The sequence below is a fragment of the Pyxidicoccus caerfyrddinensis genome (genome assembly GCF_010894405.1).
Taxonomy (GTDB): domain Bacteria; phylum Myxococcota; class Myxococcia; order Myxococcales; family Myxococcaceae; genus Myxococcus; species Myxococcus caerfyrddinensis.
Window position 1 is genome coordinate 108,317 of the sequence record NZ_JAAIYA010000030.1, and the last position, 13,601, is coordinate 121,917.

At 71.5% G+C, this 13,601-nt stretch carries 10 protein-coding genes; 6 read left to right on the top strand and 4 right to left on the bottom strand.

The features are described 5' to 3' along the window. Positions 1 to 51: 51 nt before the first annotated feature. The 4 genes from G4D86_RS44525 (at position 52) to G4D86_RS44540 (ending at position 5,597) form a co-directional block, all read left to right on the top strand. A complete protein-coding gene (locus G4D86_RS44525; protein ID WP_205520350.1) occupies positions 52 to 1,362 on the top strand; it encodes a hypothetical protein in 1,311 nt (436 codons plus the stop codon). Positions 1,363 to 1,587: 225 nt separating this feature from the next. After that, a complete protein-coding gene (locus G4D86_RS44530; RefSeq protein WP_205520351.1) occupies positions 1,588 to 2,448 on the top strand; it encodes a carboxypeptidase regulatory-like domain-containing protein in 861 nt (286 codons plus the stop codon). A 143-nt stretch (positions 2,449 to 2,591) separates the two neighbouring features. Further along, the gene (locus G4D86_RS44535) at positions 2,592 to 3,041 is read left to right on the top strand and encodes a hypothetical protein (RefSeq protein WP_164001129.1); all 450 of its coding nucleotides are present in this window, start codon (positions 2,592 to 2,594) and stop codon (positions 3,039 to 3,041) included. 192 nt (positions 3,042 to 3,233) lie between these two features. Next, positions 3,234 to 5,597 (top strand): sensor histidine kinase, encoded by a 2,364-nt coding sequence (locus G4D86_RS44540; protein ID WP_240360827.1) that lies wholly within the window; start codon positions 3,234 to 3,236, stop codon positions 5,595 to 5,597. A gap of 1 nt (position 5,598) precedes the next feature. Here G4D86_RS44540 and G4D86_RS44545 read toward each other — a convergent pair whose 3' ends face one another. Continuing rightward, positions 5,599 to 6,702, bottom strand: a complete 1,104-nt coding sequence (locus G4D86_RS44545; RefSeq protein ID WP_164001134.1) for a TolB family protein — start codon at positions 6,700 to 6,702, stop codon at positions 5,599 to 5,601. A gap of 7 nt (positions 6,703 to 6,709) precedes the next feature. Continuing rightward, positions 6,710 to 8,338: a golvesin C-terminal-like domain-containing protein gene (locus G4D86_RS44550; RefSeq protein ID WP_205520352.1), complete on the bottom strand. Its 1,629-nt coding sequence runs from the start codon at positions 8,336 to 8,338 to the stop codon at positions 6,710 to 6,712. Between the two features lie 440 nt (positions 8,339 to 8,778). Here G4D86_RS44550 and G4D86_RS44555 point away from each other — a divergent pair, with 440 nt between their 5' ends. Together G4D86_RS44555 and G4D86_RS44560 are read left to right on the top strand one after the other, a co-directional pair. Further along, a complete protein-coding gene (locus G4D86_RS44555) occupies positions 8,779 to 9,516 on the top strand; it encodes a metallophosphoesterase (RefSeq protein WP_164001136.1) in 738 nt (245 codons plus the stop codon). 61 nt (positions 9,517 to 9,577) lie between these two features. Then, complete coding sequence (locus G4D86_RS44560) at positions 9,578 to 10,159, top strand: TIGR02265 family protein (RefSeq protein WP_164001138.1); 582 nt, start codon at positions 9,578 to 9,580, stop codon at positions 10,157 to 10,159. Positions 10,160 to 10,168: 9 nt separating this feature from the next. Here G4D86_RS44560 and G4D86_RS44565 read toward each other — a convergent pair whose 3' ends face one another. Continuing rightward, entirely contained in the window at positions 10,169 to 11,194 is a 1,026-nt protein-coding gene (locus G4D86_RS44565) for a hypothetical protein (protein ID WP_240360828.1), read from the bottom strand. A 427-nt stretch (positions 11,195 to 11,621) separates the two neighbouring features. After that, on the bottom strand, positions 11,622 to 13,532 hold the full coding sequence (locus G4D86_RS44570) for a potassium transporter Kup (RefSeq protein WP_164001142.1): 1,911 nt from the start codon (positions 13,530 to 13,532) through the stop codon (positions 11,622 to 11,624). Between the last annotated feature and the right edge of the window lie 69 nt (positions 13,533 to 13,601).

The window sequence follows — 13,601 nt, forward strand, 5'->3', positions numbered from 1 at the left end:
GTCGCGAAAGTGGAGAGCCTGCCGCTCCACTCCGCCCAGGAGAATGCTCACATGCGCCGCCTGCTCGCACTCGCCATCCCGCTCGCCCTGATGATGGGGACCGGCTGTGTTGCCCACGTTCATGACGGCCCGTACCGGAGCACCTACCGGACGGTCGAGGTGGACTACAGCTACTCGGGTGACCACCCCGTGCCGGACGAGTACGGCGGGGGCTGGTGCTCGGACGTGCACACGCACGTGCACGACTACCGGCCGACGACGACGTACTACACGTACACGGACAACGTGTACTACTACCGGGGCCCGTCGGTGGTCTGGTACTGGGACTACCACCCGCTCGTGGTCGGGGGTTACTGCAACCTGCACGGGCGCCACTCCCACGACTACTACCCGAGCTCCGGCCCGGGCTACCGCTACGAGCGCAACCGCGGCTACGTGTGGGACCGGACGCACCGGGCTTCCCCCGTGTACAGCTACGTGGGCTCCTCGCGCGGCGCGGCTCGCTCGTCGAACTACAACAACCGTGACTCGTCCTACAGCCGTCCCCCGCCGCCGTCCGGCACGGGCTACGGCACGACGCCTCCGCGTGGCAGCGGCAACGGCAACAACGGCGGCTGGGGCAACGGCGGCAGCCACTCCGGTGGCGGCTACGGCAACAGCGGCAACGGCAACAACGGCGGCTACGGCAACGGCAACTCCGGCAACGGCAACTCCGGCAACGGTGGTGGCTACGGCAACCCGCCTCCCGGGCGCGGCGGTGGCCGGGGCCACGGTAACGACGACGACGACAACCACGGCAACAACGGTGGCGGCTACGGCAACGGCAACCACGGCGGCGGTAACTCCGGCAATGGCAACGGTGGCGGCTGGGGCAACTCCGGTAGCGGCAACGGCAACTCCGGCAACGGCAACTCCGGTGGCGGCTACGGTGGCAACTCCGGCAACGGCAACTCCGGCAACGGCAACTCCGGTGGCAACTCCGGCAACGGCAACTCCGGTGGCAACTCCGGCAACGGCAACTCCGGTGGCAACTCCGGCAACGGCAGCGGCTGGGGCAACTCCGGCAGCGGCAGCTCGGGTGGCAGCTCTGGCGGTAGCGCCACGCCGCCTTCGGGCCGTGGCAACTCCGGCGGCCGGGGCAACAGCAGCGGCAGCAGCAGCGGTGGCAGCAGCAGCGGCAGCGGCTGGGACCGTGGCGGCAGCAGCCGGGACTCCTCCAGCGGTAGCAGCAGTGGTAGCAGCAGCGGCAGCGGCTGGAGCAACGGTGGCTCGCGCTCCGGCTCCAGCAGCAGCGGCTCCTCCTCCGGTTCGACGCCGGCGGGACGCGGCCGCTCCGGCAAGAGCAACGGCGGCTGGCGCTGACCTGAGGACCGCCGCGCACCGGAGCGGGTATTCCGGAGCGCGGCGGGTGACGCACCCAGGCTGATGGATTCCCGACACCGGGCCGTGTCCCCTGTCCGAGACGGACAGGCGGGCCGCCCGGTGTCTCTCTTTGCGCAGTGCACACTCCACCTGGCGTCGGGCAGGGGACGGACGGCGGGCGGGGTGGATTGCCGCCGCGAGAGGCCGTGAAGATGTTGCCGGCCGATGAAGCGCCCTTACCTGATTGCCACCTGTGTCCTGCTTGGGCTCGCGTCGGGCTGCGGCTCCGGCGGTTCTACACCCGACCCCGGCGTCCGCACCGAGGATGCCGAGGCCGTGGACCTGGACAACCTCCGCATCCGCATCAGCGGCCGCGCCGAGGTGCTGCCCGAAGCCGCGCGCCTGCTCGAGTCCCGGGGCCAGTCGCTCCCCTCGCTGGATGGCGTGCCCATCTCCATCGAGGAGCCGCTGCGCCTGTCCGTCAATGACGTGAACGCCAGCCTCGGCACCGGCGCGCTGTCCGGAGACGGAGACTTCAGCGTGGACGAGGTGCCCGTGCGCGAGGTGCACCAGAGCGTCGCGGTGGGCATCGTCGCGCCGGGCTTCGTGCACACGGCCACCGTCGTCTACGACACCGCCTTCACCGGCGCACGGCCGCGCACGGACCTCATCGACGTGCACGCCTGGGCACTGCCGGAGGCCTTCCACGACGCGCTCTCCGCCGCCGTGGGTGAGGCCCGCCTGCGCGGCCACACAGGGGACAAGGCCGTCACGCTGCGCGACGCGGGCTTCGTGCTCGGCCGTGTGGTGGACCTGGACGGCCGCCCCGTGGTGGGCGCCCGCGTGACGCTCGACCGGGACGACCTGGCCGACCGCGTCTACTACCCCACCGAGGACTTCGCCGCCGTGAAGCAGGACGGCACCGACGTGCACGGCCTGTTCCTCTACGTCCACACCGGCGCGGACGCGGACACGTTCCGCCTGGGCGTGGAAGGCGCGGACGCGTATGTCCCGCGCAACGTGGGCGCCGCGCCCGGCTGGGGACTCTTCCTCACCGTGTACCCGGGCAACTTCCCGCCTCCGTAGTGGCGGAGAGCGGGCACGCCGCCTGCTCCCCCGCTCCCTTGCTCTCCTGACGGACGCGCCGGGCCCGCGGGCTCGGAACGTGCCTCGCTCCCACCTTGCGGACGGAGGTGCGCGTTGCGCACCGCGGACGGAGGTGCGGCGCCATGGAGCGACACATCATGCGGGGCTACGCGAGCCTCCCGGTGCGCAAGCACGAGCGCTCGCCCGCGACTCGCCGCCGGCCGCGACGGTGGCTCCCGGAGGACCGCTTCGAGCGGGACAATGCCCTCGCCTCCCTCTGGGGCATGGTGGGCGCCACCGTGGCGCTGTTCCTGGCGCCCGGGGTGAATGGCTTCATCGCCGGTTGGGCGGGCAGTGGAGCCCTGGGCGGCTCGCGGCGGGCGCTGCGGGTGGCGCTGCTGGCCGTGGGGCTCGCGGCGCCAGCGCTGTGGCTCCTCCTGGGTCCGCTGCACCTGCCCGTCCTCGGCCTGTACCCGGGCGTCGGCACGGGGAAGGCCATCCTCCTGTCGGTGGCCGGGCTGCTGCTGGGCGCGGGGGCGCGGGGCCTGCCGTCATGGGCGGCACGCGGCCTTCGCTCGCGCTCACGGGCCTGAAGCCTCGCGCAGCTCTCGCGCGCCCCCCGACCGCCCACCTGTCGACGCCCTGCCCCGCTGGCCGATGCCGGACCCGCGCGCGAGATGCATGACTTTCCGGGGCGCCCATGCCGAAGGACGGGCCCTTCCTGGACCGGGCCCGCTGCCTGGCCGCAGGGCTGGAGGAAGACCGCGCTTCGGGGGACGCCAGGGATGAGCAGGACCGGAAGGCCCCAGAGTCGCACCGCGGCCACGGTCCGCGCGCTGGCGTGGCTCGCGGCGCTGGGCGTTCCCGCCATCGGGGTGCTGACCCTGGTGGGCCACGTGCGCAACGTGACGGTGCTGCGGTCGGTGATGCCCGGCTACCCCGAGACCCAGCCCACGACCGGCCTGGCGCTGATGCTCGGAGGACTCTCGCTGGGCCTGCGGCTGTCACGCCGTGCCTCCGGGCTCCGCTCCGCGCTGGCGGTGGCCTGCGCGGTGGCGATGCTGGCCATTGGCGCGGTGAGCCTCCTCCATGACGTCACGGGGCTGGACGCGGGCCTGGTCGCGGCGATGAGTCGCTCCTCGCCGCTCACCTCCGTGTGCCTGGTGCTGCTGGGCTCCGCGCTGGCGATGCTGGGAAGCCCCCGGCGGCGGGCGAAGACGCGGGACGCGCTCACGGTGCTGGCGATGCTGCTGGCGCTGCTGGGCTTCAACGGCCTGCTGCTCGGCCCGCTGGTGGGGGAGGCCCCCCTGCCCTTCCTCGCGCAGCGGAGCATGGGCCTGTCCACGTCGATTGCGCTGATGCTGCTGGGCCTGGGGACGCTGTGCGCGCGGCCGCAGCAGGGGCTGGTGGCCCGCGTCACGCGCGACACGCTCGGCGGGTTCCTCGCGCGCCGGCTCGTCCCGGTGGCGCTGCTGGGGCCGCCGCTGCTGGGCGTGGCGCTGGTGCTGCTGTACGGCGCGGGCCTCATCAACCACGAGGCGAAGCTGCCCCTCTTCGCCACCGTGGTGTGCGCGGGCGGCACGGGGCTGGTGCTGCTGGCGGCGCGCGCGCTGGACGTGCTCGAGGTCCGCCGCCGGGAGACCACCGCCGCGCTGGAGGCCTCCGAGGCGCGCTACCGCGGGCTGCTGGAGACGGCGCCGGCCCCGGTGCTCACGGTGGACGCGCGCGGCCTCTTGCGCTTCGTCAACGCGGAGGCGGAGCGGGTGTTCGGCTACCGGCGCGAGGAGCTGCTGGGGCGCGAGGTGGAGGTGCTCGTTCCCGAGGGACTCTTCGGCGGCCGCCGCCTGGATGCCGCGCCGGATGAGCGCGCCCTGCACGGGCTGCGCAAGGACGGCTCGCAGGTGCGGCTGGAGGTGCGGCTGAGCCTCGTGTCGGACCAGGAGGGGACGAGCCTGCTCGCCCTCCTCCGCGACGTCACCGAGCGCGAGCGGTTCCTCGCCGGGGTGCAGCGCGCCCACGAGGAGGCGGAGATGCAGCGCAGCCTCCTCCAGGTGGTGCTGGACCATGCGCCCGTGGGCGTCGTCTTCGTGGACCCGGAGGCCGGCACGGTGGTGACCAACCGCGTCGCCGACCTGATGTATGACCTGCCCCAGGCGCCGATGCGGCAGGCCGAGTACGTGAAGCTCCTGCGCTACCCGGACGGGCGACCCGTGGGGATGGAGGAACTGCCCTCCGCGCGCGCCGCCGCGACGGGCCAGGCGGTGGGCCCGGAGGAGTACCTCATCGTCCAGCCGAACGGGCACACCGTGCCCGTGCTGGCCACGGCGGCGCCCATCCCCGGGCCCTCGGGTGGGCCGCGCGGCGTGGTGGTCAGCCTGCAGGACCTCACCACGCGCCACGAGCTGGACCAGCTGCGCGAGGAATACGTGGGCCTCATCTCGCACGACCTGCGAGGCCCCCTGCAGGTCATCAACCTGCGGGCGAGCCTGCTCCAGCGCGGCCTGCACGCGCGCCACCTGTCGCGCGAGGAGGGGCTCACCGAGTCCATCCTGCACAGCGTGGGGTGGATGAGTTCCATGATTGAAGACCTCCTGGAGGGCTCGCGGCTGGAGGCGAAGCGGGCCCCGCTGCGCCGCGAGCCGAGGGACCTGGTGCGCTTCCTGGAGGAGACGCTGGAGCGCGACGTGCCCCCGAACCTGCGCGAGCGCTTCCGGCTGGAGGTGGCCGGCCCGGTGCCGCAGGTGTGGCTGGACCCGACGCGGCTGGAGCGGGTGCTGGCCAACCTGCTCGGCAATGCCGCGAAGTACAGCCCGCCGTCCCTGCCGGTGGTGGTGCGTGCCCGGGCACAGGAAGGGCGGGTGGTGGTGTCCGTGAGCGACGAGGGCCCGGGGCTGGCCCCCGAGGACGCCGCGCACATCTTCGACAAGTACTACCGCACGCAGCAGGGCAGCGCGGCTGACGCGAAGGGGCTGGGCCTGGGGCTCTACATCAGCCGCCTCATCGTCGAGGCGCACGGCGGCCACATCTGGGTGGAGAGCGAGCCCGGCAGGGGCGCCACCTTCCTGTTCAGCCTGCCGGTGGAGCCCCCGCGCGAGGAGCCCGGCCCCGGCCCGCTGCCGGGCGCGACGGGGCCGGGGAACAACGCCTGAGTCACGGGCGCCGGGCCACCCAGCGCGGCAGCCAGTCCGCGCCCTTCGCGGTGGTGAGCCGCGTCTGCCCGGTGCCATCCGCGCGCATCAGGTACACGTCCGTGTCTCCCTGGCGCTCGGACACGAAGGCCAGGTACTTCCCGTCCGGGCTCCACGCCGGCATGTCGTCCCGCTGCTGGCCGTCCGTCAGCGCCACCGGCGCGCCGCCGGCCACGGGCGCCACCCAGATGCGGCTCTTGCCACCCGGCAGGCGGCTCACGTACGCCAGCTTCTGCCCATCCGGGCTCCACGCAGCCTCGCGCTCCTCACCCTCGACGGCCGCGCCGGACACCGGCCGCAGGTTCGCTCCGTCCGGGCGCACCAGGTAGAGCTTGTCCTGGCCCTGGCGGTCGCTGATGAACGCGAGCCACTTCCCGTCAGGGCTCCACTGCGGCGAGCGGTCCTCCTTGTGGAAGGCGGTGATGCGCCGCTCCTGCGTCCCGTCCGCGCGCGCCACGTAGATTTCCGGGTCGCCCTCGCGGCTGCACACGTAGGCCACCTCCGTCCCGTCCGGTGACACCGACGGCTCGAAGCAGCCCTGCTTCACCTGCGTGAGCGGCACCTCCGGCACGCCCTCGCGAGGCTGGAGCTTCACCACGTCGCTGAAGCCCTTCGCGTCGGACTCGGCCACCAGCCACGCGCCGTCCGGTGACCAGCTCGCGTTGCGCGCGCGCGCCCGGGGTGCGTTGAGCGGCACCGCCGCCCCGCCGCCTTCGAGGGGCACCACGCGCAGCTGCTGGAACTGGAGCCCGCCCTGCTCGCGCACGGCCACCACCAGCAGTGACTTCCCGTCTGGCGACGGCGGGCCGGGGTACTCGTCCTCCTCGCCCTTCGTAAACTGGGTCTCCTTCCCGTCCGGAGTCGCCAACCACACGTCCTTCTGCCCCGCCCGCTCCGACAGGAAGGCCACCACGCCCGGAATGGCGCGTGCTTCTTCCTTCGACAGCGGCCCGGCGCCAGACGCCCCGCCACACCGGCCGGAGCACCCGACGCCGAGCACGGCGAGCGCGGTGAGACACCGCGCCCGCCACGGCCAGGAACGCTGCTTCCGTTCGAGGCCCCGCATCGTCATCTCAGCGAACCTGGATGGCGTCCGCCATGACGACGTAGCCCGCGGTGGTCCAGCGGCTCAGCTGCACCTTGTTCCAGCCGGCCGGGAACGACCAGGTGCCCAGCGTGTTCCACTTGCTGCCGTTGGCCTGCTGGTTCACGTTGACCGTCACGTTGCCCGAAGAGGTGGTGACGATGAAGGGCGCGGCCGGAGCACGGTTGGTGCCCGCCACCCACCAGGCGTCGATGGTCTTCGTGGCGGCGGCCGGCAGGTAGAACTCGAAGACGGCCGGCGCGGAGACGGCCTCGGTGGCGGCGTAGTAGTAGCCGCTGCCGTAGTAGCCGGTGCTGTAGCCGTCCGTCCACGTGCCCACGGTGGAGAAGCGCGCGTTGGCGGCGTTGTTGTTGGCGTTGTTGCTGTCGACGACGATGGCGCCCGTGGGCGTGCCGCCGTCACCGCAGTAGCTCTTGATCTTGCTGATGTACGAGGACCACGGCCAGTTCGGACCCGGGTCCGTGCGGGTGGCCGGCTGCAGCCGCCCGTGCGCCACGATGTGGTAGCTGTCGCGGACGATGCCCTGGCCCTGGGTGATGTCGCAGGACAGCTTCGCCGAGGCGTCAATCTGGCCGGCGGGGAACGAGGACTGGCTGGCGAAGCCGCCGTGCTCGATGCCGACGGAGAAGTGGTTCACCGACACGCCGTTGCTGCCGCACATGACGCTGCCGTTGAGGCTGCAGTCATAGGAGGCGCCCACGTGCCAGGCGCGGCTGGACTCGCGCACGAGCTGCGAAATCTCCGTGCCGCCCTCGTTCACCACGTAGTGGGCGCTGACGCCCGCGTCGGGGTTGACCAGCCAGCCCCAGCAGCCCGCGTAGTTGCCCTCACAGGTGTGGATGATGATCATCGACACGTCCGTGCCCGTCGGACGCGCGTTGTAGTTGGGCGAAGGGTGCCAGATGGAGGCGGCGTAGTCCGGGCCGGCCGCGAGGGCCTGCATGCGCGGCAGGGCGAACTTCGCCTCCACCGACGCGGGCTCCAGCGAGACGGCGACCTTGCCGTCGGGGGTGAAGGCACCCTCGCCCGAGCGCAGCACGGCGTACACGTCGTTGTGGATGTAGTGCGCCTGCACGTCGGCGTCGGCGATGTCCGTCAGGCGGACGGCCACCGGGGCCCACGCGCCCAGGTCCGCGCGGTCGATGCCCGCCTCGGCGGCGTACTTCGACAGCAGCGCGGCGCCCGCGCGGAGGTTGGCGAGCGCTTCGGTGCGCACGGCCGCCTCGGACACGCCGGCCAGGGCCGCGCCCTCGGTGATGTGCTTCCCACGCAGGGCCAGGAGGCCGAACGCGGCGGGACGGCCCTCGAACTCCTCGGCGCCCTGGACGAACTCCCAGCGCGTCTCCGCGTAGGAGATGGCCTTGAGCAGATTCACCGGGACGTTGAACTCACCGGCGGCCTTGGCGAACAGCGCGTCCAGCTGCACGGGGGTGCGGCGGGCGGCGTCCGCCACCGCGCGGGCGGCGTCCTGGGCCGCGTTGGACGGCGTCTCCGAGGCGGGGGGCGCCTCCGGGGCCGGGGCTTCCGGCTGGGGACCGCAGGCCGTCAGGGCCATGGCCGCGGCGGCGGCCGCGAAAGTCTTGCGCAGCAGATGCATGGGAACTCCAGTGAGGGGGGTCAGCAGCTCCACGGTCCGCCCCCACTTCCGGGAGCGGCGCAGGGGCGGGCCATGAGCAGCATGCGTGCCAATCACGCTCTCCCCGCGAAACCCTGCTTTCCTGACTCCAGGTGGAGCATGGATGCTCCACTCGGGAGTCAAGAAATCGGCCGCCGTTACGCCTTTGAAACCTCGCAACCCCTTGGAATCATGGACCCCAAGACTCCAGGGCCCCCGACCTGGTGCGTCGGAGTGGCCCCTGCGTGTCTCACTGACGCATTCCGGGACAGGCGCAAGGTAAACAAATTTTACTCTTTTCCCGTACCTCTCGCTTTTTGGCGTGGCGCCGGAAGCGAAAGGGGGAGGCCGCCCCTCCGGGGTGCATGCCGGGAGGCAGGGCGGTGCCGACAGCGACGGGGGCTTCCGCTATGAGGAGGGGCATGCGGCTCTTCGGTATTGGCGACACGCACCTGCCCTCCACGCGGCAGAAGGACATGCACCGCTTCGGGTGGACGGAGCATCCGCTCCCGCTCCAGCGGGCGTGGGACGAGCGGGTGCGCCCGGAGGACGTGGTCATCGTGGCGGGCGACATCTCCTGGGGCACACGCGCCCACGAGGTGCTGGACGACCTGGCGTGGCTGGACGCTCGGCCGGGCCGCAAGGTGCTGGTGCGCGGCAACCATGACTACTGGTGGGGCGACTCGGCGTCGAAGCTGCGCAAGCTGCTGGAGCCGTACCGCACGATAGAGGGCTTCCTCCAGAACAGCGCCGTCGTCATGGGCCCGTGGGTGATTGCCGGCAGCCGGCTGTGGACGGCGCCCGAGGCCCCGCCCATGCCCGGCGGAGAGATGGGCGACGAGCCGGCGGACCTCGGCTACGTGGAGCGAGAGACGCGCCGACTGGCGGCTTCTTTCGACGACGCGAAGAAGAAGGAGGCGGCCAGCCCCACGCCGCTGGTGCGCGTGGTGGCGGTGCACTTCCCGCCGGTGTACGCGAACCAGAAGGCCACCGCCTTCAGCGAGCCGATTGAAGCCTTCGCGCCGAAGGTGTGTGTCTATGGACACCTGCACGCGGAGGGAATCGCCGCGGGCTTCACGGGGGAGCGGGCCGGGGTCAAGTACGTGCTGGCGTCGTGTGACGCGGCGCGCTTCGCGCCGGTGCTCCTCGACGAGGTGTAACTCAGGCTAGGGTCCCGCCACTTCCTTCCGGGGGCCATGGGCGGGAAGCAGGAGTGGTGTCATGCCGTCCAACAAGGCGGAGCTCGCCTCGCGCATCGCCGCCGCGAAGCCCGGCGACTCGGTGCGCGGGCTGTTCTTCAAGACGGTGTTCGGCGTCCTCGAGCAGCACGGCGGCCGCTCCGCGGTGGAGGCGGTGCGCGTGGGCGAGCTGGCGACGGACTACTGGGAGCTGCGCTCGTACCCGGTGCAGGACTTCCTCACGCTGCTCTACCGCGCGGCGGACGCGCTGGAGGACACGCTGGGGCCGGAGAACGCCGTGTACCACGCGTGCGGCGAGACGGGCGTGACGCGCTACTCCACCGGGCCGGGCATGCTCATCTTCGGCATCATCTCCCGGGGCGACCCGCAGAAGCTCTTCGCGGGCGCGCAGATGGGCTACAGCGCGGCCGTCTCCTACGGCAGCCGGGAGTACCTCACCACAGGGGCGAAGTCCGGCACGCTGCGCGTGCGCCGGGACATGCTGCCGCCCGCGTACCATGAAGGCATCCTCACCGGCGCGCTGAAGGTCCTGGGGCTGAAGGGCACCGCGAAGGCCCAGGCGCACGGCATCGACCGCGTGGACTACGACATCCAGTGGGAGTAGCGCCGCGCTTCAGTCCACGCGGGTGAAGGTGACGTCCAGCTCCGCCACCACGCGCTCGCCGACGGAGGCCTGGCAGGTGAAGGTGTGGTCATTGCCCTCGTGCGCGCGGCGGACGGCGCCGAACGTCACCGTCTGCCCGGCGAACGCGAGGCTGTCCGCGGACAGGCGCACGTCCTTGGTGAGGCAGCGCGCCCAGGGCGCACCCTCCAGGCGGCGCAGCAGCGTGGTGGCCACGCGAGTCATGCCGCTCGCCACAATCGCCACCGGCATCACCGGGTGCAGTGCGAAGTGGCCCTTGCACATGTCCGGCGTCACCGGGCCGAGCGTGGCGCGCAGGGACTCGCCATCCGGGCGCCAGTCGCGCAGGGCCAGCGGCTTGCTGTACGGGTTCTGCCGCAGCTTGGCCCACTCCTCGGGGGTGCGCTGCACGCTCTCGTCCCGGCGCGGCTCGCGGCGCATGTCCACACGCGCCTCACCGAACAGGCGCGTGAAGGCGGCGGCGGAGAGGACGTTGTAGTCCACCTCCAGGCGGAACAGCGGCGTGCCGTCCTCCAGCGACAGCAGCGTCTGCGCGGTGGCGGTGCGCTTGCCGGTGAACTGCGCGCGCGCCAGGCCCCAGAGCAGCTCCGTGGAGCGGGCCATGGCCTCCGGGCGCAGCCACTGCCCGCGCGCGCCGCACGCCAGGTAGAAGTGCTGGCCGTCCTTCGGCGACATCAGCGCGGACGCGCACGAGCCGAGGATGGCCAGGTGACGCCCCGACTCCGCGATGCTGATGGGGCCGGCCTCCGCGTCCGGGTCCTGCTGCACCGGGATGCGCGCGACGACCTCGCCCTCGCCCATCACCGTCACGTCCTTCAGCGCGTAGTACGGATCGCGCACGCAGATGCGCGGGTACAGGTCCGCGTGCGTCAGCACCGTGTGCGGCGCCAGCCCTTCGAGCGTCTCCAGCGGCTCCTGCGCCTGATTCCAGGAACCCTGGGTGGCGCCGGTGGTGACGAGCGAGGGAGCGGGGACGAAGGAGGTGGCGTCGAGCATGGGAGACTGACCTTTATTCGGACACAGGGTGTCGGGGGACACCTGCTCGCCTTGTAACCGAGGGAGCTTCCGGTGGTACAGAACTTTTTCTGTTACCCGGAAATATTCTCGTCCGAAGGCCCGAATAGTTGCCTCCACCCGGTAATTTTATGTCGGAGACATAAAATCGAGCATGGCTCGGCCGGTCGGAAGCTGCCCGGGGCGGAGAAGTTTCGCATCCGACGCAGGGAGTCAAGTACGGACTGGGGTGAAGCCCACCCCTTGGCTCGTAAATGTCCACCAATGAATCCGAGTACTTAGGAAAGCCCGGATTCGGGGACACACGAAGCCCTCCAGCGGACATCGGGGGGCTACCAGGGGGCGTCGCGGAAGGGCTCGGGGACGCGGGCGCGCAAGCCGGGAGACACCCCGGCCCGTCAGCAGCCGCCTACAGCTCCACCTGGCTGCCCAGCTCCACCACGCGGTTGGGCGGAATCCGGAAGTACGCCGTGGCGCTGCGCGCGTTGCGGCTCATCCAGGAGAAGAGCGCCTCGCGCCAGATGGCCATGCCCGGCTTCTTCGTCGGAATCAGCGTCTCCCGGCCCAGGAAGAAGCTCGTGCCCATGAGCTGGAACTGGAGCCCCTTCTCCCGGCAGCGCTTCAGCACGTCCGGGATGCTGGGGTTTTCCATGAAGCCGTAGCGCGCCACCACCCGCACGAAGCCCTGCTCCAGCGGCTCCACCTCCACCCGCTCCTCGCCCGGCACATGCGGCACGTCTTCCGGCAGAATCGTCAGCAGCACCACCTGCTCGTGCAGCACCTTGTTGTGCTTCAGGTTGTGCAGCAGCGCCGGCGGCGTGCCCTCCGCGTTGCCCGTCATGAAGATGGCCGTGCCCGGCACCCGCACCGGCGGGTGGTCCCCGAAGCTGTCCAGCAGCTCCTTCAGCGGAATGCTCGCCGCGCGCAGCTTGCCCGCCAGGATGTCGCGCCCCCGCTTCCACGTCGTCATCAGCGTGAAAATCATGAGCGCCAGCAGCAGCGGCAGCCACCCGCCAGCGACAATCTTCACCGTGTTGGCCGCGAAGAACGACAGGTCCACCACCAGGAACAGGCCCGCAATCGGCAGGGCCAGCGCCCGGCCCACGCCCCACCGCTCGCGCGCCACCACGTAGGCGAGGATGGTGGTGATGGCCATCGTCGTCACCGCCGCGATGCCGTACGCCGACGCCAGCGCGCTCGAGGAGCGGAAGGTCAGCACCAGCGCCACCACGCCAATCAGCAGCACCCAGTTGAGGCCGGGCAGGTAGATCTGCCCCATCTCCTCCGCCGATGTGTGCACCACCTCCATGCGCGGGCTGTAGCCCAGCTGCATGGCCTGCCGCGTAATCGAGAACGCCCCGGAGATGAGCGTCTGCGAGGCGATGATGCCCGCCGCCGTGGCCAGTGCCACCAGCGGGTAGAGCGCCCAGTCCGGCGCCAGCAGGTAGAACGGGTTGCGCGCCGCGCTCGCGTCACGCAGCAGCAGCGCCCCCTGGCCCAGGTAGTTGAGCGTCAGCCCCGGCAGCACCAGGAAGAACCAGGCCCGCTTGATGGGCTTCCACCCGAAGTGGCCCATGTCGGCGTAGAGCGCCTCGCCGCCCGTCACCACCAGGAACACCGCGCCCAGCACCAGGAAGCCGTGCTTGCCGTTGTGGAGGAAGAAGAGCGCGCCCTCGTGGGGTGACAGCGCCCACAGCACATCCGGGTTGTGCAGCACCTCCTTCAACCCCAGCACCCCCAGGGTGGCGAACCACACGCACATGACGGGGCCGAACACCGCGGCGATTCCCGCCGTCCCGTGCCGCTGCACCAGGAAGATGATGACGATGATGACGAGCGTAATCGGGATGACGTAGGGCTCGAAGACGGGCGTGGCCACGTTGAGGCCCTCCACCGCGCTGAGCACGGTGATGGCCGGAGTGATGACCCCGTCGCCGTACAGCAGCGCCGCGCCGAAGATGCCCAGCGTCACCAGCACCGGCCGCGCCTTGTGCACCTGCCCCCGGGGGCGCTGCATGGCCAGCGCCATCAGCGCGAGGATGCCCCCCTCCCCCCGGTTGTCCGCCCGCATCACGAAGATGAGGTACTTCACCGACACCACGGTGACGAGCGACCAGAAGATGAGCGACAGCACGCCCAGCACGTTCTCCGGCGTCGGGCTGACGCTGTGCGGGCCGTGGAAACACTCGCGCAGCGCGTACAGCGGACTCGTCCCGATGTCGCCGTAGACGATGCCCAGGGCCCCCAGGGCCAGGAGCGCTGTTCGCTTGAAGGAGTCCGGGGCCTCGCGGGCTGCTGCTCCGCCCGAGACTCCCGTCATGGTGGCTTTCACGCCCCCCGCTTTAGCCGAACCCCGGCCGTGAGCAACGGACGTGACACGCCGCTCCCC